Here is a 23,000-nt window from a genome sequence, read left to right as displayed (position 1 = left end):
TGCGAAAGCTGTCTGGTTGGGCAGGAAATGCAAGAAGGGCGGTGACGTTAGCGTGCTAACAAATTTCAAACTTCGATCAGTTCGCCCAGCTCGCGCATCATTTCGGTGCTGTCGGCCAGGTTCAGCTCGACAAGTCGGTGCAGATGGGAGATGGAGTCCAGGTCGATGAACTGGCAGATGAAGCCCAGCCGTCGGGGCTCCTCGTGGCGCAGCGCCACCTGCATGGTCACCCGGGTGGCCTTGTCCAGGTGAACGACGGCGTCGAAGTCCTGGGTCAGGTCCGCCTCCCAGCCTTCGGGGCGCTCGATCAACAGGCCCTTGAGGGACAGGTCGAGCAGGGTCACCTGCCAGTGCCGCTCGCCCTGGCGCAATTCGGTGGGGGCATCGAAGGCGATGCGCTGAAAGCGTCGACGCTCGTCAGGGTCGCTCATGGGACAGTCCTCGGTGTGCTGCCTGAAAGAAGGGTTGGACGAGGGCCTGATCGGCCCGCAGAGGCTCTAGACCAAAGCAAGTATGGCAATGCGCGATGACTGGCCCTAGACTCCTGAAGCGGTCCAATTCCAATTCACCAGCTGGAAGCCAACCATGAACAACAATAATAGCCTGCTACGCCACATTCCGTGGCTGGCGCTGGCAGTCATAGGCGCCTGCGCGCTGGGTGTGGTCGCCCTGCGCCGTGGCGAAGCGGTCAACGCCTTGTGGATCGTGGTCGCCTCGGTGGCCATCTATCTGGTCGCCTACCGTTACTACAGCCTGTTCATCGCCACCAAGGTGATGCAACTCGATCCGCGCCGGGCCACCCCGGCGGTACTCAACAACGATGGCCTGGACTATGTCCCGACCAACAAGCACATCCTCTTCGGTCACCATTTTGCGGCCATCGCCGGGGCTGGCCCGCTGGTCGGCCCGGTGCTCGCCGCGCAGATGGGCTATCTGCCCGGCACCTTGTGGCTGATCGCCGGGGTGGTGCTGGCCGGCGCGGTGCAGGACTTCATGGTCCTGTTCCTGTCCACGCGTCGCAACGGCCGTTCGCTGGGCGACATGGTGCGTGAGGAGATGGGCCGCATTCCCGGCACCATCGCCCTGTTCGGCTGCTTCCTGATCATGATCATCATCCTCGCGGTGCTGGCGCTGATCGTGGTCAAGGCCCTGGCCGAGAGCCCGTGGGGCATGTTCACGGTCATGGCGACCATCCCCATCGCCATGTTCATGGGCATCTACATGCGCTACATCCGCCCGGGGCGCATCGGCGAGATCTCGCTGATCGGCGTGGTCCTGCTGCTGGTCTCGATCTGGCTGGGCGGCGTGATCGCGGCCGATCCGACCTGGGGCCCGGCCTTCACCTTCACCGGCGTGCAGATCACCTGGATGCTGGTGGGCTACGGTTTCGTGGCAGCCGTGCTGCCGGTCTGGCTGGTGCTGGCACCGCGTGACTACCTGTCGACCTTCCTCAAGATCGGCACCATCCTGGCCCTGGCCATCGGTATCCTGATCCTCGCGCCGGAGCTGAAGATGCCGGCCCTGACCCAGTTCACCGACGGCACCGGGCCCGTGTGGAAAGGTACCCTGTTCCCGTTCCTGTTCATCACCATCGCCTGTGGCGCCGTTTCCGGCTTCCATGCCCTGATCAGCTCGGGCACCACGCCCAAGTTGCTGGACAACGAAACCAACGCGCGCTACATCGGCTATGGCGGCATGCTCATGGAGTCGTTCGTGGCCATCATGGCGATGGTCGCCGCTTCGGTGATCGAGCCGGGCGTGTACTTCGCCATGAACAGCCCGGCCGCCGTGGTCGGTGGCGACGTCGTCGCCGTGGCGCAGACCATCAGCAGCTGGGGCTTCGCCATCACCCCCGAGCAGCTGGAAGCGACTGCCCGCGACATCGGCGAGCACACCGTGCTGGCCCGTGCCGGCGGTGCGCCGACGCTGGCGGTGGGCATCGCGCAGATCCTCCACCAGGTGCTGCCGGGCGAGAACACCATGGCCTTCTGGTATCACTTCGCGATCCTGTTCGAGGCGCTGTTCATCCTCACGGCGGTGGACGCCGGCACCCGTGCCGGGCGCTTCATGCTGCAGGACCTGCTCGGCAGCTTCGTACCGGCGCTCAAGCGCACCGAGTCGTGGACCGCCAACCTGCTCGCCACCGCAGGCTGCGTGGCGCTGTGGGGTTACCTGCTGTACCAGGGCGTGATCGATCCGCTGGGCGGCATCAACACCTTGTGGCCGCTGTTCGGCATCTCCAACCAGATGCTGGCAGGCATCGCCTTGATGCTTGGCACCGTGGTGCTGATCAAGATGAAGCGCGAGCGCTACATCTGGGTCACGCTGCTGCCGGCGCTGTGGTTGCTGATCTGCACCACCACCGCAGGCCTGATCAAGCTGTTCGACGCGAACCCGGCCGTCGGTTTCCTGGCCCTGGCCAAGAAGTACAGCGCCGCGCTGGACGCCGGTCAGGTGCTGGCGCCGGCCAAGGACATCGGGCAGATGCAGCATGTGATCTACAACGCCTACACCAACGCCGGGCTGACCGTGCTGTTCCTGGTGGTGGTGTTCAGCGTGCTGTTCTTCGCCATCAAGGTCGGCATCGCCGCCCTGGGCCGCAAGGAGCGCAGCGACAAGGAATCCCCGTCCCAGGCCCTGCCTGACGCTTGAGAGGAGCATCGCCATGTTCAACGACTTGGGACGACTGGGTAAGTACCTGGGGCAGGCCGCACGGTTGATGGTCGGCATGCCCGACTACGACACCTACGTCGAGCACATGCACAAGACCCATCCCGACCAGCCGGTGATGAGCTACGAGGCGTTCTTTCGCGAGCGTCAGGAAGCCCGTTACGGCGGCAAGGCCGGGCCCAAGTGCTGTTGAGCCGCTCCCCTGCATGACCCTGTGGGAGCCTGCGCAAGCAGGCTCCCACAGTCTTTTCTGGCTTCAAGGAGGCAAACGCGTGCACACCCCCATTCCCGTCACCGTGCTCACCGGTTTTCTCGGTGCCGGCAAGACCACCCTGCTCAAGCACATGCTCAAGGCCGAACACGGCCTGAAGATCGCCGTGATCGAGAACGAATTCAGCGACGCCGGCATCGACAGCCAACTGCTCGGCGACGAGCCGGTGCAGGTCATGACCCTGGCCAACGGTTGCGTATGCTGCAGCATCCATGGCGACCTGACCCGTGCCCTGTACCTGCTGCTCGAACGCCTGGACGCCGGCGAAATCGCCTTCGACCGGCTGGTGATCGAATGCACGGGCCTGGCCGACCCGGCGCCGGTGGCGCAGACCTTCTTCATCGACGAGGAACTGCGTGAGCGTTACCTGCTCGACGGCATCATCACCCTGGTCGACGCCAAGCATGCCGAGTTCCACCTGACCCAGGCCATCGCCCAGGCCCAGGTGGGGTTCGCCGATCGACTGCTGCTGAGCAAGACCGACCTGGTCGAGCCGGCAGTGGTGGACGCCCTGCGCGAGCGCCTGGCCCGCATCAATGGTCGCGCCGAGCTGCGGGTGGTCGAGCACGGCCGCATCGAGCTGGGCGAACTGCTCGACGTGCGCGGCTTCAACCTCAACCCCGACCTGGGTGCCAGCCTCAAGCCGGTGCTGCGCCCGCTATTCAAGCCGGCCACACCCGATCGCATCGCCACCTTGGTGCTGCGCAGCCAGGCGGCCCTGGACATCGACCGCCTCAGCGACTTCATGAACGGGTTGCTCGAATCCCACGGCCAGCAGTTGCTGCGCTACAAAGGCGTGCTGAACATCGCCGGTGACGACCGTCGCCTGGTGTTCCAGGGCGTGCTCAAGCTCTACGGCTTCGACTGGGACGCCGAGTGGCAACCTGGCGAAGCGCGTGAGAGCGTGCTGGTGTTCATCGGCGATGGGCTGCCAAGCGCGGAGATCGAAGCTGGCTTCGCTGCTTTGGGCGTGCCAACGGAATAACCACCGCCGGCACCTTGGCGCTGTCTGAACAGCCTGTGCCCCAGGCTGCACCAGGGCGTCACGCCTCGTAGGGCTGGCTCAACCACGGCACATTGCGCTCCACGATGCTCAGTGTCCAGCGAGCGGGCACGGCGCCGCCCTGGGCCAGGTAGCGGTGCGGCGAATTCGTTCGTTGGCCGAGCGTCACGGCCGCACCCGCGCACTCGAAGGTCAGGCGCTGCTCGTCGCCCTCCAGGTCCATCAGGCTGACCACCTTGCCGGCGTCGTCCTTGAGAATCAGCGGCTGCGGGTCCTGCGTGTCCAGCGCAGCCACGCCGAGGAAGCGCTCGAAGAGCCTGACGCCGTGACCGAAATGCTTGCCCGGCTCGCGCACATAGAGCCGATAGCCCTTGGGCGACAGGCGGAAGTAGAGCAGCAGCGGTGAGGTATCGGGGCTGGCCTGGCAGCCGAGCAGGTGCGAGTCGTTGCGCACCGTGCTGGTCAGCCCTGGCAGCAGCCCGGCGCCGCCGAACCAGTTGACCCAGACCGCAGCGCCCGTGAGGGCTTCCAGGGTATGGACCGGGTGAGCGCCGAGGCGCAGGGTGGCGAGAAAGGATTGTTGGCGGAAGGTGGGCATGGTCGCAGCTCCTGTCGAACAGAAGGGACTGTTTTCGACCAGCCGCCGCGCCAGATGAAGCGGGCAGGGTTTCCCGCGCGGTACGCCGGGCATAAAAAAACCTGGCCGGCGCCGAAGCGCTCCAGCCAGGTTTCGGGTGCTCGGCGAGCCTTGATCAGTTGCCGTAGACCGGCAGCTTCTTGCAGATCGCCTTGACCTTCTCGCGCACGGCGTCGATCACCGCCTCGTTGTTCAGGTCGGCCAGGATGTCGCAGATCCAGCCGGCCAGCTCACGGCACTCGGCTTCCTTGAAACCGCGGGTGGTCACGGCCGGGGTGCCGAAGCGCAGGCCCGAGGTGACGAAGGGCGAGCGCGGATCGTTCGGCACCGAGTTCTTGTTCACGGTGATGAAGGCCTTGCCCAGGGCGGCGTCGGCGTCCTTCCCGGAAATCTCCTGCTTGATCAGCGAGAGCAGGAACAGGTGGTTCTCGGTACCGCCGGAGACCACGTCGAAACCGCGCTCGATGAACACGCTGGCCATGGCCTGGGCGTTCTTCACCACTTGCTGCTGGTAGGCCTTGAACTCAGGCTGCAGGGCTTCCTTGAAGCAGATCGCCTTGGCCGCGATGACGTGCTCCAGCGGGCCGCCCTGGGCGCCGGGGAACACCGCCGAGTTGAGCTTCTTCTCGATCTCTTCGTTCTTGCGCGCCAGGATCAGGCCACCGCGCGGACCGCGCAGGGTCTTGTGGGTGGTGGTGGTGACCACGTCGGCGAACGGCACCGGGTTGGGGTAGACGCCTGCAGCGACCAGACCCGCCACGTGGGCCATGTCGACGAACAGGTAGGCACCGACCTTGTCGGCGATGGCGCGGAAACGGGCGAAGTCCAGCACCTGCGAGTAGGCGGAGAAGCCGGCCACGATCATCTTCGGCTTGTGCTCCACGGCCAGGCGCTCGACTTCGTCGTAGTCGATCAGGCCGTTGCCGTCGATGCCGTACTGGATGGCGTTGTACAGCTTGCCGGACGACGACACGCTGGCGCCGTGGGTCAGGTGACCGCCGTGGGCCAGACTCATGCCCAGGATGGTGTCACCGGCCGACAGCAGGGCCAGGTACACGGCCGCGTTGGCCTGGGAACCGGCGTGCGGCTGGACGTTGGCGTAGTCGGCGCCGAACAGCTGCTTGGCGCGGTCGATGGCCAGTTGCTCGACCACGTCGACGTACTCGCAACCGCCGTAGTAACGCTTGCCTGGGTAGCCTTCGGCGTACTTGTTGGTCAGCACCGAGCCCTGGGCTTCCATGACCGCTGGGCTGGTGTAGTTCTCCGAAGCGATCAGCTCGATATGCTCTTCCTGGCGCAGGGCTTCTTGCTGCATGGCTTCGAAGAGCTCGGCGTCGTACTTGGCAATGGTCAAATCACGGCTGAACATGGCGGTCCTCAAGGATCGGGGTGAAGTGGGGTGGCATTCTAACCCATTGGCCGAGGCCTGGCATATGAGCGGGCGTCATGTCGCGCAGTGACGGGGTTCAGGTTCGCGGCGGCGGGCGCGCCGCGCCTACTCGAACATGAACAGCGTCTCGTTGCTGAACTGCGCCTCGAACTGGTTGGCCGGCATCGGGCGGCCGAACAGGTAGCCCTGGACCTCGTCGCAATCGTGCTCGCGCAGGAACTCCAGCTGCTCGTGGGTCTCCACGCCTTCGGCGATCACCGCCAGGTTCAGGCTGTGGGCCATGGCGATGATGGCGCGGGCGATCTGCGCGTCCTGCTCGCCTTCGGGCAGGCCATCGACGAAGGTGCGGTCGATCTTCAGCACGTCGATGGGGAACTGCTTGAGATAGTTGAGCGACGAGTAGCCGGTGCCGAAGTCGTCCACGGCGATGCTCAGGCCCAGGTTCTTCAGGCTGTCGAGGATATGCATGGCCTCGTTGACCTCGCGCATCAAAATGCTCTCGGTCAGTTCCAGCTCCAGGCAGGCCGGCGCCAGGCCGGTCTCGTCGAGGATGGTGGCGATGCGCGTGCCCAGCTGACCGTCGGAGAACTGCCGCGCCGAGATGTTCACCGACACCTTCGGCACCCGCACCTTGGCCTTGTGCCAGGCCTTGAGCTGGCGGCAGGCTTCGCGCAGGACCCAGTCGCCCACGTCCACCACCAGTCCCAGTTCCTCGATCACCGGAATGAAGTCCCCCGGCGGCACCAGCCCACGGCGCGGATGGCGCCAGCGCAGCAAAGCCTCGGCGCCGGTCAGGCGCTTGCCATCGCCGCTGAACTGCGGCTGGTAGTACAGGATGAACTCGTTCTGCTCCAGGGCGTGGCGCAGGTCGCTCTCCAGCTCCAGGCGCTCCAGGGCGCTGGCGTTCATGTCGGCCTGGTAGAACTGGAAGTTGTTCTTGCCACGCTCCTTGGCGTGGTACATGGCCGTGTCGGCGTTCTTCATCAGCTGGCTCAGCTCGTTGCCGTCCTGCGGGCTCAGGGCGATACCGATGCTGGCGGTGACGAAGAACTCGCGGCTTTCCAGCACGAAGGGTCGCACCAGGCTGGCGAGGATGTTCTCGGCCACGTGAATCGCCCGGTTCAGGGCGATCTCGCGGCTGCTGCGCGGTTGCAGCAGCAGGGTGAATTCATCGCCGCCCATGCGCGCCACGGTGTCGTCCTCGTCGACGCAGGCCAGCAGGCGCTCGGCCATGTCCTTGAGCATGCGATCGCCGGCGGCATGGCCGAGCGAGTCGTTGATCGGCTTGAAGCGGTCCAGGTCGAGGAACATCAGCACCACCCACGACTTGTGCCGCTCGGCCTGCTGCAACGCGGTGTGCAGGCGGTCCTGGAACAGCGTGCGGTTGGGCAGGTGGGTGAGGGCGTCGTAGTAGGCCAGGCGATGGATGCGCTGTTCGCTGGCCTTGCGTTCGCTGATGTCGGTGAAGAAGCACACGTAGCTGGCCAGGTCGCGCTCCTCGTCGAGCACGGCGGTGATGCCGACCCAGGCCGGGTAGTGCTCGCCGCTGCGCCGCTTGAGCCACACCTCGCCTTCCCAGGTGCCGCGCTGGTTGAGCTGCTTGAGCACGTAGCCCAGGTGCGCGTCCTGCTGGCCTTCGACGGTGAGCATGTTCGGGCGCTGGTCCAGCACTTCGTCCGGCGCGTAGCCGCTGACGCGGCTGAAGGCCTCGTTGACCTGCACGATGAAGCCGGCCGGGTCGGTGATGAGAATCGCCGAGGTGGAGTGCTCGAACACCGTCGCGGCCATGCGCAGGTCTTTTTCCGCGCGGCGTTGCTGGCTGATGTCGCGCGCCACGCCGAGCACGCCCTCGAAACGTTCCTGGTCATCCCACACCAGCATCAGGCGCAGCTCGATGGGGATCTTGCGACCATCGGCGCGCAGGCAGTCGCACATGAACATCTGGGTCGGCAACTGGCTGCGCAGGGCACGCAGCTGCTCGCGGTCGCCCAGGGCCTGGCTGACCCGTGCCATCATCGCCTGGATGCCGCTGAGTTGAGCGGGATTGGCGATGATCGACGGCCACCCGTATTCGAAGATGTACTCCACCGCATAGCCCAGCACGCTGTACACCGAGGGGCTGACGTAGTTGAGCTGCAACTGGCTGTCGGTGGAGAAGATCACGTCGCTGATGCTCTCGGCGAGCATGCGGTAGCGCTGCTCGCTGTCGCGCAGCGACTGGCTGGCCTCGATCTGCACCGTGACGTCCTTGCCCACGCCGATGATGCGCGTGACCTGGCCACGACTGTCGCGGGTCAGCGCCTGCTCGCGGATGTCGTAACAGCGCCAGCCGCCGTCGCGATGGCGGAAGCGCAACTGGCAATGCAGCAACTGGCTGTGGTCGCTGTCGCGGCGCAGTTGGCGCAGGCTGCGGTACTGCTCGGCGTCCTCGGGATGCAGCAGCATTTCCCAGAAGTGATCGCCCATCTGCGCCAGCTCGGCCCGGTCATAGCCCAGGGTCTGGCCGAGATGGCGGTTGCTGAAGATCATCCGTCGACTGTGCACGTCCTGCACGTACAGCTGGTCGGGCACCGTGCGCACCACGTCCGACCAGAAGCTTTCGCGTTCCAGCAGCGACAGCTCGACCTGCTTGCGGCTGGTGATGTCGCTGATGCTCAGGATCACCGCCTGGTAGTCGCGCCGCTGCTGGGGCAGGCGCGCCATCAGCCACAGGTGCAGGTCGCCGCCCAGGGCCGCGGGCAAGCGTACTTCCAGCTCGAATTGCTCGCGCTGCTCGATCAGCGCGTCGAGCAGTTGCATGCCGATGCTGTCGCGGTCTTCGCCGCTGCCTTCGATCAGGCGCTGCCAGGCGCCTTCGCTGCCCGACACGTTGAGCAATTGCCGGGCGACCTGATTGATCTCGGTGATGCGCAGTTCCTGCAGCAAGCTGCGCCGCAGCGTCGGCTCCAGCGCCAGGCTCTGCCTGAGCGCGGCATGGTTGCGCACGTGGTAGCGATCGAGCTGGCCGGGCAGGCTCGACAGGTCCAGCACGCACAGCGCCACGCCGGTGCTCTCGAAGATGTCCTGGTAGCGGCGCCGCTCTTCCTGCAAGGCGCGGTGGCGCCGGCGCATGTTGATCAGCGCCAGGCCCGGCAGCAGCGCGCAGCACATCACCAGCAGGCTTTTGCCAAGCAGCGGCGGCAGCAACCGGTCGCGCACCGCCGTGGGGTCGTAGAGCCCGCGCAGTTGCCAGGCGCTGTTGTCGATGAAGGTCAGCAGGATGCTGTGCAGCGAGGACAGGTCGCCTTGGGCCCCTGCGCTGGCAGCGACCACACGGCCATCACCGCTGTTTTCCAGCAGCCATAAAGGGTGCGAGCCCTCTTTGAAACGCTGTTTGAGCGACTGGTAGTAGTCCCCTGACAAGCGCAGCAGCCAATAACCGGCCTCAGACTCGCCGGACTGGCGCAAAAGCAGGTAGACCAGGCGGTTGTCCTGGGCATTGCCGAAGAAGAACGATCTGCCCTGGCTCTGACGCAACAGGTTGTCGATCGCCGCACGGTCGGGGCTGCCGGTCAGGCTGTCGCTGCGCACGGCGCCACCGCTGTCCAGCCAGGCCAGTTCGCGCAGTTCCGGCAGGCGTCCGCGCAACGCTTGCAGCAGGGCCGGCAGGGCCGTCGGCGCCGGTGGATTGACGTGGGGCTGGATCAGGTTCAGCGCCTGCTGGGCTTCCAGGGCCAGGCTCAGGGTCAGGTGACTGGCCAGCTCCGCGCCTGCCGCCACGCTCTGTTCGCGCCAGTCGTCCTGGGTCTGGCGATACTGCGAGAACAGTTGCCAGGCCAGCAGGCCCAGCAGCACCAGCGCCAGCAGGGCGAGCGCACCCTTGAGCGAGCCACGTAGCGGGGTGGACGTCGCCGGGTATTGCGTGGGCGGTCGAATGAAGTTGGTCAAGCGTCGGTCCTGCGAGTGGGCTGGCGTAGGCAGGGGGGATCATGCACGCGGCATGCCGCCGCAGCGCACTATAAGGCCGGACGCACGAAAACAGGTAGCATGCCCTGGATTATGGCAAAGTGCCAGCCCCTGGGGATGCCGTCGGGCGGCTCGCAGACGTTCGGCAAGGCCGGCCAGCTGTGCGAGAATGCCGGCCGTTTCTGGCTCGATGCATCGGAGAAGCACGCTTTGACTATTCACTATTCCACCAATGGTCTGGACGCCGCCTGCGGACGCAGCAGTCCGACCCTGGCCAGCTCATCGGTGACCGCCGAGGTGTCGTGCAAGTCGTGTCAGCGCTCGGTCGGCAAGGCCGATACCGCCGTGGCGGTGCGCAAGACGCCGTCCCTGGCCGAACTGCGCAAGTCGGCCAAGGCGGCGGTCGAGCCCCAGCCTGGCGTCGCGCTCAAGCCTGCACCTGCCGCCAGTGCGGTGGCCCGGCCTACCGTGGCCGCAGCGCCCAGCCCGGCAGCACCGGCGCCACGAGCCGGCGCCTTCAGCGTCAAGTCGGCCTGGGCGGCGCGGCTGGCCGAACAGCACGGTCAGTCGCGCCTGCCACGCGGCAAGGGGCGGCAGCGCAAGGTCTGAGACCGCGCACTCGGGCGCGGCGAGCGCGTGGCTTTGACCTGTGCAAGCCGGTGACTTGGCGTAGAATGCCGGTTTTGTCCGACCATACTCCACTGCTGATCCGCCGCCCCTTAACGGCGATCGCCCACGTCTTCACCTATCCATCAAGAGGGCTTTGTTTTGGCTCAATACGTCTACACCATGCATCGGCTGAGCAAGGTCGTGCCGCCGAAGCGGGAAATTCTCAAGAACATCTCCCTGTCGTTCTTCCCCGGCGCCAAGATCGGCGTGCTGGGCCTGAACGGCGCGGGCAAGTCGACCCTGCTGCGCATCATGGCCGGGGTGGACAAGGAGTTCGACGGCGAAGCCCGGCCGATGCCCGACATCAATGTCGGCTACCTGCCCCAGGAGCCGCAGCTGGACCCGAGCAAGACCGTGCGCGAAGTGGTCGAGGAAGCGGTCAGCGTGATCAAGGACGCCCAGGCGCGCCTGGACGAGGTCTACGCGGCCTACGCCGACCCGGACGCCGACTTCGACAAGCTGGCCGCCGAACAGGCCAAGCTCGAAGCCATCCTTCAGGCCGCCGACGGTCACAACCTCGAGCGCCAGCTGGACGTGGCCGCCGACGCGCTGCGCCTGCCGGCCTGGGACGCGCGCATCGAGCACCTCTCCGGTGGCGAGAAGCGCCGGGTCGCGCTGTGCCGCCTGCTGCTGTCGGCCCCCGACATGCTGCTGCTGGATGAACCGACCAACCACCTGGACGCCGACTCGGTGGCCTGGCTGGAGCGCTTCCTGCACGACTTCCCCGGCACCGTGGTGGCCATCACCCACGACCGTTACTTCCTCGACAACGTCGCCGGCTGGATCCTGGAACTGGACCGCGGTGCCGGTATTCCGTACGAAGGCAACTACTCGGGCTGGCTGGAAGCCAAGTCGTCGCGCCTGGAGCAGGAATCCAAGCAGCAGAGCGCCCACGAGAAGGCCATGAAGGAGGAACTGGAGTGGGTGCGCAAAGGCGCCAAGGCCCGCCAGTCCAAATCCAAGGCCCGTCTGCAGCGCTTCGAGGAAATGCAGTCGCAGGAATTCCAGAAACGCAGCGAGACCAACGAGATCTACATTCCGGCCGGTCCGCGCCTGGGCGACAAGGTCATCGAATTCAAGAACGTGACCAAGGGTTACGGCGATCGCGTACTGATCGACAACCTGTCCTTCGCCATGCCCAAGGGCGCCATCGTCGGCGTGATCGGGGGTAACGGCGCCGGTAAGTCGACCCTGTTCCGCATGATCATGGGCAAGGAGCAGCCGGACTCGGGCAGCATCGAGATCGGCGAGACCGTGCAGCTGGCCTGCGTCGACCAGAGCCGCGAGGACCTGGACGGGGCCAAGACCGTGTTCCAGCAGATCTCCGACGGTTCCGACCAGATTCGCATCGGCAGCTATGAGATCCCGTCGCGAACCTACGTGGGACGTTTCAACTTCAAGGGTGGCGACCAGCAGAAGTTCGTCAAGGACCTCTCCGGCGGTGAGCGCGGACGCCTGCACCTGGCGCTGACCTTGAAGGAGGGCGGCAACGTCCTGCTGCTCGACGAACCGTCCAACGACCTGGACGTGGAAACCTTGCGTTCGCTGGAAGAGGCCCTGCTGGACTTCCCCGGCGCCGCGATCGTGATCTCCCACGACCGCTGGTTCCTGGATCGGGTGGCCACGCACATTCTGGCGTACGAGGACGACTCCAACGTGGTGTTCTTCGAGGGCAACTACACCGAGTACGAGGCCGATCGCAAGAAGCGGCTGGGTGATGCCGCTGCGCAGCCGCACCGCGTACGGCACAAGAAGCTGGCGCAGTAAGCCGCGCTGCGCTGCACTAGGATGGGGCCTCTGGAGGCCCCATTTTTGTGCCTGTAGAGGCGGGTTTCAGGGCTTTTTGATGTATTATTTTGTATACATTTATATAAAACGCACCAAATAAATTCAGAAAAACGACATTTCGCCCTGTTGCAGTGCGATTGCTTCTTGTTAGAGTCGGAAAAAACCTACAAGTCCAATCCTCTTGGTGAGATGTCTACCATGATCGAATCCGTCGACCATTTCCTCGCACGCCTCAAGCAGCGCGACCCCGGCCAGCCCGAATTCCACCAGGCCGTCGAGGAGGTGCTGCGCAGCCTCTGGCCGTTCCTGGAAGCCAATCCCCATTACCTGCAGGCCGGCATCCTCGAGCGCATGGTCGAGCCGGAGCGCGCGGTACTGTTCAGGGTGTCCTGGGTGGACGACGCGGGCAGGGTGCAGGTCAACCGCGGCTACCGCATCCAGATGAGCAGCGCCATCGGCCCGTACAAGGGCGGCCTGCGCTTTCACCCGTCGGTGAACCTGGGTGTGCTCAAGTTCCTGGCCTTCGAGCAGGTGTTCAAGAACTCCCTGACCTCGCTGCCCATGGGTGGCGGCAAAGGCGGTTCGGACTTCGATCCCAAGGGCAAGAGCGACGCGGAGGTGATGCGCTTCTGCCAGGCGTTCATGAGCGAGTTGTACCGTCACATCGGCGCCGACCTCGATGTGCCCGCCGGTGACATCGGCGTCGGTGCGCGCGAGATCGGCTTCCTGTTCGGCCAGTACAAGCGCCTGGCCAACCAGTTCACCTCGGTGCTGACCGGCAAGGGCATGACCTACGGCGGCAGCCTGATCCGCCCTGAGGCCACCGGTTTCGGCTGCGTGTATTTCGCCGAGGAAATGCTCAAGCGCAAGGACCTGCGCATCGACGGCCGCCGCGTGGCGATTTCCGGTTCCGGCAACGTGGCCCAGTACGCCGCGCGCAAGGTCATGGACCTGGGCGGCAAGGTCATTTCGCTGTCCGATTCGCAAGGCACGCTGTTCTGTGAAGACGGCTTGACCGAAGCGCAATGGGACGCGCTGATGCAGCTCAAGAACGTCAAGCGTGGGCGGCTCAGCGAACTGGCCGACACCTTCGGCCTGGCGTTCCGCCAGGGCCAGACGCCTTGGAGCCTGCCGTGCGATATCGCCTTGCCCTGCGCGACCCAGAACGAGCTGGGCCTGGAGGACGCACGTCACCTGCTGCGCAATGGCTGCATCTGTGTCGCCGAAGGCGCCAACATGCCGACCACACTGGAAGCGGTGGACCTGTTCATCGGGGCCGGCACCCTGTTCGCGCCGGGCAAGGCATCCAACGCTGGCGGCGTGGCGGTGTCCGGGCTGGAAATGTCGCAGAACGCCATGCGTCTGCTGTGGACCGCCGGCGAGGTGGACACCCGGCTGCATGCGATCATGCAGTCGATCCACCATGCCTGCGTGCATTACGGCGAAGAGGCCGACGGCTCCGTGAATTACGTGAAGGGCGCCAACATCGCCGGCTTCGTGAAGGTCGCGGACGCGATGTTGGCCCAAGGGGTGGTGTGATTCCTGGGTATGGAGCCTGGCGCCCTGCGTAGCCATTGGCGTCGCGGCTGAACGGGTTGCCACCGCGAGCCTCGCCTAGGCGAGGCCGATCTCCAGCACCTCGATGCGCCGGTCGCCTACCGGTCGGCGCCACAGGACCTCATCACCGACCTGAGCACCGAGCAATGCGCGGCCCAACGGTGAGCCCCAGTTGATCAATCCGCGCGCCACATCGGCCTCGTCTTCCCCGACCAGTTGCACCACATGTTCCTCGTCCTGCTCGTCGACGAAACGCACCCGGCTGCCTACCTGCACCTTGCCCGAGGCGGTGGACGGCGTCACCACCTGGGCGCTGTGGACACGGGCGCGGAAATAGCGCAGGTCGCGCTCGGTATCGGCCAGGCGCTGCTTGTCGGCGCGCTCACCTTCGGCCACCAATGCACTGCGTAGCGCATCCAGGTCTGCCACGCGCTGTTGCAACTGGGCCAAACCGCTGGCCGTGACGTGGTTGGGCTGGTCGCTGACCTGACGCTCCACAGGCTGATCGGCCTGGGCCGCTGCCTGGTCTTCGTTGACGAATGCTCGGCTCATGAATGGTCTCCTTTGTCAGCAGACCATGAGCGAGGGGTGGGGGTTTCCCTGAATGCCCCGCACCTAACTCTGCCAGGTCGAAGAGTGGCTCGTTCAGACCACTGTCAGACAGGTCTGAATCTAGTCATGACGATAGGCGCGCGCTGCGCCGCGGTCCTTTTCCTGCTGCCAGTCGCGGTCGCGTTCGTCCCAGAAGCGCTCGCGATACTGGCGCTGGTCGGCGTTGTCCTGGATGGCCTGGCACTGGCGAAAGCCATCGTCCCAGCCGTTTTCGTAAGCGCGCTCGTGCAGGTAGCGCGGCACGTTCTTGCGAAACGACCCCGCCAGCAGCGCCGCAGCCTGCCGCCCGCTGCTGCAGCCATCCTGGAAACCATCGGCATAAGGGGGCGGGTAGCCTTCGCGCAGCATCTGTTCGTGAGTCGACTGACAGCCGACCAGCAACAGGGTGATCCACAGGGTGACGCCAAACCGCGACATGATGCACGACCTCCGGGCGATGAGGAGAGTCTAGGTGAGAAAATGTCGCGGCGATGTCAAAATGCTGTGACGGGCGTGCGGTTCGCGCCGTAGTGGGCGACTCCCACCGCTGGCGTCAACCGCAGAGCGGGATCAGTACTGATACCACTTCAGTTCGAGCATCACCTCGTTCTGCGCGGTCGCCAGGTGGCTGAACTCGCGCTTGGCGCTCAGGCGCAGGCCCAGGTTCTGCGAAAGCTCCCACTGCTGGTTCAGGCTCAGGCTGCGACGCACTTCGCCATTTGTGAAGTAGTCGCCCTTGGCTTCCAGCGTCATGTTGCCCAGCCCGTTGCGCCACAACAGCCCGCCGTTGAAGCCCGCGGCCGGGGAAACGAACTCGGAGAAGTCGTTGTGGTGCTCCACCCGTACCGTGCCCAGGGCAAAGCCCAGCAGGCCATCGGCCAGTTGCCAGGTGGCGCCGCCGCCGCCGTTGACATGGCTCACCAGCACTTCGTCGTCGTGCTTGCCCGGAACCCGCTCCAGGCCGCCGGAGACCTGCCAGGACCAGGGCTTGAGCAACTCGTTGCGCGGCGTGAGCGAGCGGATGGTGGCCAGGTCCAGCTGCTGCACCTGCCACTCGTTGCCCTCGTACTGCCGGACCTTGAGCTGAAGGATCTCGATCTGCGCGCCGAGGGGGAAGCCGAAGGCGTTGTCGTTGAGGTCGTGATAGGCCATGCGCAGGCCGTATTCGGCGAAGGCGCGGTCCTTGCGGGTGCCCACGCCCAATTGCCAGGTGCGCGACTGGTGCCCGTCTTCCGGCAGCCCCGGGCGCTCGACGGCCAGGGGCGGTGGCGGGTTGCCATTGATCGCCCGCAGCAGTTCGAAGCTGCGCCGGGCCTGCTCCGGGTCGCGTTCCTGGCCGGTGGCGCGATAACGCTCCAGGCGGTAGGCGGCGTCCTGCACCAGGGCCTGGCGCTCGCGGGGCAGGGCGGTGAAGCCGGGGCTTTTCAGCTGGGCGGTGTCGGCGCTGATGGCCAGCACCTGCTGGCGCTCCTGGTGATCGAGCGGTTCGGCGCGGGCCAGCAATTCGCGTTCGCGCGAAGGCCGGTAGCGCACGTCCGAGACCAGGCCGGACTGCTTGACCGCCTTGACCGTATCGGTGGGAATGGCGGTGAGCGGGAACTGCGAGGTCAGGTCCAGGCTCGGGCGCGCCACCTGCAGCAGTTCCAGCAGGCGGTACGAGCAGTTTTCGTCGAAGAAGAAGTAGTCGAACTGGACCTGCTTGAGCTCCCACACGTGCTCGACCATGCGCCCGGTCTCCTCCGGCGTCAGGTCCAACTGGTACTCCCACAGGTCACGGTTCTCCAGGCTGCGGTACTCGGACAGCTTCTCCTGGTAGGGCATCATCGCGAACAGCCCCGGATAGCCACCCATCAGGCCCTTCCAGGCGTAGAGGATGCTGTTGTCGCTGCCTTCTATGTAGGCGCCGAAGTTGATCGCGTAGCTGAGCAGGGTGGTGTCGTTGCTGCGCGTGTCGGCCTTGTCGATGCGCAGCAGGGTATGGCCGAACATCGACGAGGGGCTGTTCAGGTAAGCCGCCGGGAAGATCAGCACCGCGCTGTGCGGCGCGACATCGGCGTACCAGTGCTTGTACTCCTGGCAGTCCGGGGCCGGCAGGTCGGTGAGCTGCAGTTGGTCGCGCAGCCAGCGGGTACGTGCGGGGAATACGCATTGGGCGTGCTTGTCGCCCAGGCTCGCCGGCGCATACAGCGCCTGCACCGTGGCCCGCAGTTCGCGGTCAGGGTGGTGGGCACCGTCGGCGGCGAGAAAGAATTTGTCGTCATCCACATAACTGCGCCAACCGCCCAGCTTGGCGGTCTCGTAGTGACCCAGGGCGATCCAGTAGCGATCGGCGGCCAGGCGTTGCACGCGGGCGTCGTCCAGCGCAGGGGTCGCATAGGCAGGCGCGCAGGCGCACAGCGTCAGGTAGGCGAGGCGTTTGAGCATGGGGGGCAGCTACTTCCGAAGGATGGCGAAGCGAACGAATCCCGCCCCGTAGCGGGGCGGGAAGAGCCGAACTTACGCCTCGGTGGCGTACTTGGCCAGTTGCGGGTCGTTTTTCAGGACCGCGAGGGTGTTGGTGTGGACGTCTTCGGCAGTCACGTTGGCGCTGCTGAAGATCTGCTGGAAGTGGTCGTGGGTGACCGAGGCGAAGTGCGCGCGGTCTTCTGGCTTGACGCCCATGACCACGGCATAGGTGGTCAGGGCTTCGCCCTGGCCTTGCGCCATGTCTTCGGACAGCTCGTTCATGGTGCCGTTCATGGCCAGCCAGGACTTGCCGCCGTAGGTCAGTGCTGCCTTGGTGGAGCAGCCGTTGGTGCCGGAGGTCATGCCGAAGGTGGCGTTACCGGAGGTGCCGTTGGTGGTGGAAGCCAGGAAGTGCGCGGGCGTACCACGCTGGCCTTCGAACAGCAGGTTGCCCCAACCGCAGTTCGGGCCGCCTGGCGCTTCGGCCATGGCGTTGATCGAAACCGCGGCGAACAAGGTACCCAGAAGAATCCGTTTCATAGCGTTATTCTCTTTTTCGATACGTATCAATGATCAGGGTTGTCTGGCAGTTCATTGCCAGGCGGGAAAGCATGATACCCACCCGCGCAGTTTGGAGTTTAGGCACTATCCATTAGTTGCGTCAGTCATGGCGAAAAAAACTTGGACAAGACATTTTTGCGCCGCGACATAAAGTCTCGCCGAGCCTTGCCAGGCGCGCGCCGGCAGCGCCAGAATGCTTTCATCGCCCCGCCGAAGTAAGGAAACCCGATGCCCGATCCCGTTGCCGCGCGCCTGCGTCTGGCGCCTGAAGCCCTCACCCGGCGTTTCACGCCCGAGCAGTTCGGGTTCACCCACACCGATGATCTGGAGCCGTTTCGCGGCGTCCTGGGCCAGGAGCGCGCGGTCGAGGCGCTGCAGTTCGGCGTGGCCATGCCGCGTCCTGGTTACAACGTGTTCGTCATGGGCGAGCCGGGCACCGGCCGCTTCTCCTTCGTCAAGCGTTACCTCAAGGCCGAGGGCAAGCGCCAGCGCACGCCGGCCGACTGGGTCTACGTCAACAACTTCGACGACCCCCGCGAGCCACGGGCGCTGGAGCTGCCTTCGGGCAGCGCCGGCGAATTCATCGCCGACATGAACCTGCTGATCGGCAACCTGCTGGCGACCTTCCCGGCGGTGTTCGAGCATCCGGCCTACCAGCAGAAGAAAGGCGCCATCGATCGCGCCTTCAACCAGCGCTACGACCGCGCCCTGGATGTCATCGAGCGCGCCTCGCTGGAGAAGGACGTGGCGCTGTACCGCGACGCCAGCAACGTGGCTTTCACGCCCATGGCCGAGGGCAAGGCGCTGGACGAAGCCGAGTTCGCCCAGTTGCCCGAAGAGGTGCGTGAGCAGTTCCACGAGGACATCGCCGCGCTGGAGGAGCGCCTCAACGAGGAGCTGTCCAGCCTGCCGCAGTGGAAGCGCGAGTCGAACAACCAGTTGCGCGAGCTCAACGAAGAGACCATCACCCTGGCGCTGCAGCCGCTGCTGGCACCGCTGTCGGAGAAGTACGCCGAGAACGCGGCGGTGTGCGCCTACTTGCAGTCGATGCAGTTGAACCTGCTGCGCACCGTGGTCGAGCAACTGGTGGACGATGCCAAGACCGATGCCGTGGCGCGCAAGATGCTCGAGGAGCAGTACGCGCCCAGCCTGGTGGTGGGCCATCCGCTGGACGGCGGCGCACCGGTGGTGTTCGAGCCACACCCGACCTACGACAACCTGTTCGGACGCATCGAATACAGCACCGACCAGGGCGCGCTGTCCACCTCCTACCGACAACTGCGCCCCGGTGCCCTGCACCGCGCCAACGGCGGCTTCCTCATTCTGGAAGCCGAGAAGATGCTCGGCGAGCCGTTCGTGTGGGACGCGCTCAAGCGCGCGCTGCAATCGCGCAAGCTGAAGATGGAGTCGCCCCTGGGCGAGCTCGGGCGTATCGCCACCGTGACCCTCACGCCGCAGGTGATCGCGCTCAACGTCAAGGTGGTGATCATCGGCTCGCGCCAGCTCTATTACGCCTTGCAGGACCACGATCCGGACTTCCAGGAGATGTTCCGCGTGCTGGTGGACTTCGACGAAGACATGCCGATGGTCGACGAGAACCTGGAGCAGTTCGCCCAGTTGCTGCGCACCCGCACCAACGAGGAGGGCATGGCGCCGTTGACCGGTGACGCGGTGGCGCGCCTGGCCACCTTCAGCGCACGGTTGGCGGAGAACCAGTCGCGGCTGTCCGCGCGCATCGGCGATCTGTTCCAGCTGGTCAGCGAGGCCGACTTCATCCGCCAGCTGGCCGGCGACCAGATGACCGACGCCGGGCACATCGAACGAGCGCTCAAGGCCAAGGCCACGCGCACCGGACGGGTCTCGCAGCGGGTGCTGGACGACATGCTCGCCGGCATCATCCTGATCGACACCGAAGGCGCGGCCATCGGCAAGTGCAATGGCCTGACCGTGCTGGAGGTGGCCGATTCGGCGTTCGGCATGCCGGCGCGCATCTCCGCCACGGTGTACCCTGGCGGCAGCGGCATCGTCGACATCGAGCGCGAGGTCAACCTGGGCCAGCCGATCCACTCCAAGGGCGTGATGATCCTCACCGGCTACATGGGCAGCCGCTACGCCCAGGAGTTTCCCCTGGCGATTTCCGCGAGTATCGCCCTGGAGCAATCCTACGGCTACGTCGACGGCGACAGCGCCTCCCTGGGTGAGGCCTGTACCCTGATCTCGGCCCTGTCGCGCACGCCGCTCAAGCAGTGCTTCGCCATCACCGGCTCGATCAACCAGTTCGGCGAGGTGCAGGCGGTCGGCGGGGTCAACGAGAAGATCGAGGGCTTCTTCCGGCTGTGCGAGGCGCGTGGGTTGACCGGCGAGCAGGGGGTGATCATCCCGCGCGCCAACGTCGCCACACTGATGCTCGACGAGCGCGTGCTGCAGGCCGTGGAGGCTGGGCGGTTCCACGTGTATGCGGTGAGCCAGGCCGACGAGGCGCTGAGCCTGCTGGTGGGCGAGGAGGCCGGGCTGCCGGACGAGCAGGGCCAGTTCCCCGAAGGCAGCGTCAACGCACGGGTGGTGGAGCGCCTGCGGGTCATCGCCGAGATGGTCAGCGAGGAAGACATCAAGGACGCCGAGAAGGAACGGCTCGAGGAGATGGTGGCCCAGGCCAAGCCCGCCTGAGTCAACAAACCGGCGCCGAGGGGCGTGACTACCGTTCGGCGCCGGTATTCCATCCGCCCGCCGAGGCGTCTAGGCTTGGATAAGGGACGCTTCGTCATCTTCAGGATGAAAACAACCTGCCAGTCACAGGTTGAACAGGGTTTCGATGGAGGGGACGCCGTCATGCGCAACCTCAGCCTCACCCGCCAGTGCCTCGGCCTGGTGACCCGTATCGAATGCAGCATTCGTCCCCTGGCCGGCGACAGGGGCCTGTGGACGTTGCTGTTCGCAGCCGGCATGGCCGGCGAGCAGCCCTCGGCCATCAAGGCCCAGGGTCCGTTCCACGGCCCGCAGGTGGCCGAGTCGGTGATGAATGCGGTGGTCGACAGCCTGACCCTGCACGGTTACCAGCTCGACGAGCAGCCGCAGATCTGGTGCCTGCATTTGCAGGCGCAACTGCGTCAGATCAACGGCGATCGCTGTCGCAACCTGGGTGACTACCAGTTCCGCCCCGACAACTGAACGGGCGTCGGCAAGGCTTTTGCTGTCACCGGTGGCTGGCTATACTCGCGCGCCTGATTTCCTCACCTTCGCGAGTCTGCAGTCCCCATGGAACGTATTCTTGAAAATGCGATGTATGCCTCACGCTGGCTGCTCGCACCCATCTATTTCGGCCTGTCCCTGGGTCTGCTGGCCCTGGCGCTGAAATTCTTCCAGGAAGTGGTGCATGTGCTGCCCAACGTCTTCGCGTTGAGCGAGGCCGACCTGATCCTGGTGATCCTGTCGCTGATCGACATGTCGCTGGTCGGTGGCCTGCTGGTCATGGTGATGATTTCCGGCTACGAGAACTTCGTCTCGCAACTGGACATCGACGACAGCAAGGAAAAGCTCAACTGGCTGGGCAAGATGGATTCGTCTTCCCTGAAGATGAAGGTCGCTGCGTCGATCGTGGCCATCTCCTCCATCCACCTGCTGCGGGTGTTCATGGACGCGCAGAACGTCTCGCCCGAGCACCTGATGTGGTACGTGATCATCCACTTGACCTTCGTGCTCTCGGCGTTCGTGATGGGCTACCTGGACAAGGTCACCAAGCACTGAGTGACAAGCCTCGGGCGGCGAGCGGATGCACGAGGGGCATGCGCTCGCTGGCCGCTTGCCGCTGGCAGCGCCCGCTGGCCAATGTTAGGCTGCTCGCCCTTTTGACGAGGGCGCGGCTGCACTGCGCCCTCCTGCGGAGCGAGACCATGTCCGAACTCAACCTGTCCACCGACGAAACCCGCGTCAGCTACGGCATCGGCCGCCAGCTGGGCGGCCAGCTGCGTGACAACCCGCCACCGGGCGTGAGCCTCGAAGCCATCCTGGCGGGCCTGACCGACGCCTTCAGCGGTGCCGACAGCCGCGTCAGCGAAGCGGACCTGTCCGCCAGCTTCAAGGTGATCCGCGAAGTGATGCAGGCCGAAGCCGCCGCCAAGGCCGAGGCCGCTGCGGCGGTCGGCAAGCAGTTCCTGGCCGACAACGCCAAGCGCGAGGGCATCACCACCCTGGCCTCGGGCCTGCAGTTCGAAGTGCTCACCGCGGGCAGCGGCGCCAAGCCAAGCCGTGAAGACAACGTGCGCGTGCACTACCACGGCACCCTGATCGACAACAGCGTCTTCGACAGCTCCTACGATCGCGGTCAGCCCGCTGAATTCCCGGTCGGTGGCGTGATCGCCGGTTGGACCGAAGCGCTGCAACTGATGAACGCCGGCAGCAAGTGGCGCCTGTACGTGCCGAGCGAGCTGGCCTATGGCGCCCAGGGCGTAGGCAGCATCCCGCCGCACAGCGTACTGGTGTTCGACGTCGAGCTGCTGGACGTCCTGTAATACCGCGGCGCGGCGCCGAGGTTCATCAGCGCCGCGCCCGCCCACCTGCCAGGCTAAGTGCGCCTCGGCAGGCCAGGGCTGGCCAGGATTCGCCTGGCCGAGTCGTCAGTTCCACTCCGTTCCCCCTGGGCGCAACGCCCGTGCATAGCAGAACAGGAACAGGTTTCTGACCACCTCCTTCAGCACACCCGGTTCGCTCGAGTTCAGGCCGTTGAGGTCCAGGTCGCCCTGGTCGCGCAGTTCGTCCAGCGCTTCTTCCTCGAGCACGGCGCAGACCTCGCCGGTCTCGCGGTGCAGGATGCGCAGGTAGGGGTGGGGGCGGTCGAGCCAGGCGTCGATCAGGTAGGTCATGGCTATTCTCCTTGGATAGCGGTTCCAATGAGAATAATTCTTATTATCAGAATAGCAAGTGCCTATTGGCAGTTTTTTGCCGGAAGGTGCAGCGGATCCCGTTGCAGGACCCGGCAGAGCCGTCCGCGGACGGCCCCGCAGCGGCAGGTCAGACCTTGCGCACGAACTCGGACTTGAGCTTCATCGCACCGATGCCGTCGATCTTGCAGTCGATGTCGTGATCGCCGTCGCACAGGCGGATGTTCTTCACCTTGGTACCCACTTTCACCACCAGCGACGAGCCCTTGACCTTGAGGTCCTTGATCACCGTGACGGTGTCGCCGTCCTGCAGGACGTTGCCGACCGAATCCTTTTTCACCACCTCGTCGCCGCCAGCCTCGGCTTCGCCGTTGGCCGACCACTCGTGGGCGCATTCAGGGCAGATCAGTTGAGTGCCATCCTCGTAGGTGTACTCGGAATTGCAGGCGGGGCAGGGCGGCAGAGTGCTCACTTCGGTTCCTTGGTAGGGGGATCAAAGGCGCACATTGTATAAGGTTTTGCGGGGGAAATGTTTTTTGCGAGTCGAATGCATCGCGGGTGAGCCCGCGCCAGAGGCGCGAGGTCACCCGCGAGAT

General features: G+C 65.3%; 20 protein-coding genes. 10 read left to right on the top strand and 10 right to left on the bottom strand.

What is annotated here, in order from left to right; all coding sequences use genetic code 11:
- Positions 1-65 precede the first annotated feature (65 nt).
- Positions 66-431, bottom strand: a complete 366-nt coding sequence (locus IAE34_RS15120) for a PilZ domain-containing protein (RefSeq protein ID WP_200139767.1) — start codon at positions 429-431, stop codon at positions 66-68.
- Positions 432-585: 154 nt separating this feature from the next.
- Between IAE34_RS15120 and IAE34_RS15115 the strand changes: the two genes are divergently transcribed.
- The 3 genes from IAE34_RS15115 (at position 586) to yjiA (ending at position 3,926) form a co-directional block, all read left to right on the top strand.
- The gene (locus IAE34_RS15115) at positions 586-2,652 is read left to right on the top strand and encodes a carbon starvation CstA family protein (RefSeq protein ID WP_200139766.1); all 2,067 of its coding nucleotides are present in this window, start codon (positions 586-588) and stop codon (positions 2,650-2,652) included.
- A gap of 13 nt (positions 2,653-2,665) precedes the next feature.
- The gene (locus IAE34_RS15110; protein ID WP_200139765.1) at positions 2,666-2,863 is read left to right on the top strand and encodes a YbdD/YjiX family protein; all 198 of its coding nucleotides are present in this window, start codon (positions 2,666-2,668) and stop codon (positions 2,861-2,863) included.
- Between the two features lie 79 nt (positions 2,864-2,942).
- Positions 2,943-3,926, top strand: coding sequence for a GTPase (yjiA, locus tag IAE34_RS15105; RefSeq protein ID WP_200139764.1), 984 nt, complete (start codon positions 2,943-2,945; stop codon positions 3,924-3,926).
- A 58-nt stretch (positions 3,927-3,984) separates the two neighbouring features.
- Here yjiA and IAE34_RS15100 read toward each other — a convergent pair whose 3' ends face one another.
- The 3 genes from IAE34_RS15100 to IAE34_RS15090 all read right to left on the bottom strand — a co-directional run bounded on the left by IAE34_RS15100 (position 3,985) and on the right by IAE34_RS15090 (position 9,898).
- Entirely contained in the window at positions 3,985-4,542 is a 558-nt protein-coding gene (locus IAE34_RS15100; RefSeq protein ID WP_200139763.1) for a hypothetical protein, read from the bottom strand.
- Positions 4,543-4,696: 154 nt separating this feature from the next.
- On the bottom strand, positions 4,697-5,950 hold the full coding sequence (gene glyA, locus IAE34_RS15095; protein ID WP_200139762.1) for a serine hydroxymethyltransferase: 1,254 nt from the start codon (positions 5,948-5,950) through the stop codon (positions 4,697-4,699).
- Positions 5,951-6,076: 126 nt separating this feature from the next.
- Positions 6,077-9,898 carry a sensor domain-containing protein gene (locus IAE34_RS15090; protein WP_200139761.1) on the bottom strand — a complete coding sequence of 1,274 codons (3,822 nt, stop codon included), beginning with the start codon at positions 9,896-9,898 and terminating at the stop codon, positions 6,077-6,079.
- Between the two features lie 228 nt (positions 9,899-10,126).
- Between IAE34_RS15090 and IAE34_RS15085 the strand changes: the two genes are divergently transcribed.
- The 3 genes from IAE34_RS15085 to gdhA all read left to right on the top strand — a co-directional run bounded on the left by IAE34_RS15085 (position 10,127) and on the right by gdhA (position 13,912).
- The gene (locus IAE34_RS15085; RefSeq protein ID WP_200139795.1) at positions 10,127-10,525 is read left to right on the top strand and encodes a hypothetical protein; all 399 of its coding nucleotides are present in this window, start codon (positions 10,127-10,129) and stop codon (positions 10,523-10,525) included.
- A gap of 159 nt (positions 10,526-10,684) precedes the next feature.
- Positions 10,685-12,352 carry an energy-dependent translational throttle protein EttA gene (gene ettA / locus IAE34_RS15080; protein WP_200139760.1) on the top strand — a complete coding sequence of 556 codons (1,668 nt, stop codon included), beginning with the start codon at positions 10,685-10,687 and terminating at the stop codon, positions 12,350-12,352.
- Positions 12,353-12,571: 219 nt separating this feature from the next.
- Complete coding sequence (gene gdhA / locus IAE34_RS15075) at positions 12,572-13,912, top strand: NADP-specific glutamate dehydrogenase (RefSeq protein ID WP_200139759.1); 1,341 nt, start codon at positions 12,572-12,574, stop codon at positions 13,910-13,912.
- A gap of 75 nt (positions 13,913-13,987) precedes the next feature.
- Here the strand turns inward: gdhA and IAE34_RS15070 are convergent, their stop codons facing one another.
- The 4 genes from IAE34_RS15070 to IAE34_RS15055 all read right to left on the bottom strand — a co-directional run bounded on the left by IAE34_RS15070 (position 13,988) and on the right by IAE34_RS15055 (position 17,506).
- Complete coding sequence (locus tag IAE34_RS15070; protein WP_200139758.1) at positions 13,988-14,482, bottom strand: GreA/GreB family elongation factor; 495 nt, start codon at positions 14,480-14,482, stop codon at positions 13,988-13,990.
- 120 nt (positions 14,483-14,602) lie between these two features.
- Positions 14,603-14,959, bottom strand: a complete 357-nt coding sequence (locus tag IAE34_RS15065) for a hypothetical protein (RefSeq protein ID WP_200139757.1) — start codon at positions 14,957-14,959, stop codon at positions 14,603-14,605.
- Between the two features lie 132 nt (positions 14,960-15,091).
- Positions 15,092-16,945 (bottom strand): Lnb N-terminal periplasmic domain-containing protein, encoded by a 1,854-nt coding sequence (locus IAE34_RS15060; protein ID WP_200139756.1) that lies wholly within the window; start codon positions 16,943-16,945, stop codon positions 15,092-15,094.
- A gap of 72 nt (positions 16,946-17,017) precedes the next feature.
- Positions 17,018-17,506, bottom strand: a complete 489-nt coding sequence (locus IAE34_RS15055; RefSeq protein WP_200139755.1) for a DUF3015 domain-containing protein — start codon at positions 17,504-17,506, stop codon at positions 17,018-17,020.
- A 249-nt stretch (positions 17,507-17,755) separates the two neighbouring features.
- Between IAE34_RS15055 and IAE34_RS15050 the strand changes: the two genes are divergently transcribed.
- From IAE34_RS15050 to IAE34_RS15035, 4 genes are all read left to right on the top strand, one after another.
- Positions 17,756-20,194, top strand: coding sequence for a Lon protease family protein (locus tag IAE34_RS15050; RefSeq protein ID WP_200139754.1), 2,439 nt, complete (start codon positions 17,756-17,758; stop codon positions 20,192-20,194).
- Between the two features lie 162 nt (positions 20,195-20,356).
- Positions 20,357-20,695, top strand: coding sequence for a PA4575 family protein (locus IAE34_RS15045; protein WP_200139753.1), 339 nt, complete (start codon positions 20,357-20,359; stop codon positions 20,693-20,695).
- Positions 20,696-20,782: 87 nt separating this feature from the next.
- Complete coding sequence (locus IAE34_RS15040) at positions 20,783-21,271, top strand: TIGR00645 family protein (RefSeq protein WP_200139752.1); 489 nt, start codon at positions 20,783-20,785, stop codon at positions 21,269-21,271.
- Between the two features lie 146 nt (positions 21,272-21,417).
- Positions 21,418-22,035, top strand: a complete 618-nt coding sequence (locus tag IAE34_RS15035; protein ID WP_200139751.1) for an FKBP-type peptidyl-prolyl cis-trans isomerase — start codon at positions 21,418-21,420, stop codon at positions 22,033-22,035.
- Positions 22,036-22,140: 105 nt separating this feature from the next.
- Here the strand turns inward: IAE34_RS15035 and IAE34_RS15030 are convergent, their stop codons facing one another.
- Together IAE34_RS15030 and IAE34_RS15025 are read right to left on the bottom strand one after the other, a co-directional pair.
- Entirely contained in the window at positions 22,141-22,386 is a 246-nt protein-coding gene (locus IAE34_RS15030) for a PA4570 family protein (RefSeq protein ID WP_200139750.1), read from the bottom strand.
- A 148-nt stretch (positions 22,387-22,534) separates the two neighbouring features.
- On the bottom strand, positions 22,535-22,876 hold the full coding sequence (locus IAE34_RS15025; RefSeq protein ID WP_200139749.1) for a zinc ribbon domain-containing protein YjdM: 342 nt from the start codon (positions 22,874-22,876) through the stop codon (positions 22,535-22,537).
- Positions 22,877-23,000: the final 124 nt, after the last annotated feature.

Origin of the sequence: Pseudomonas sp. S30, assembly GCF_016518545.1 — a bacterium.
Classification (GTDB): Bacteria; Pseudomonadota; Gammaproteobacteria; order Pseudomonadales; family Pseudomonadaceae; genus Aquipseudomonas.
Note: the sequence above shows the minus strand (reverse complement) of the source record. Positions and strands in the feature narration are given on the sequence as shown.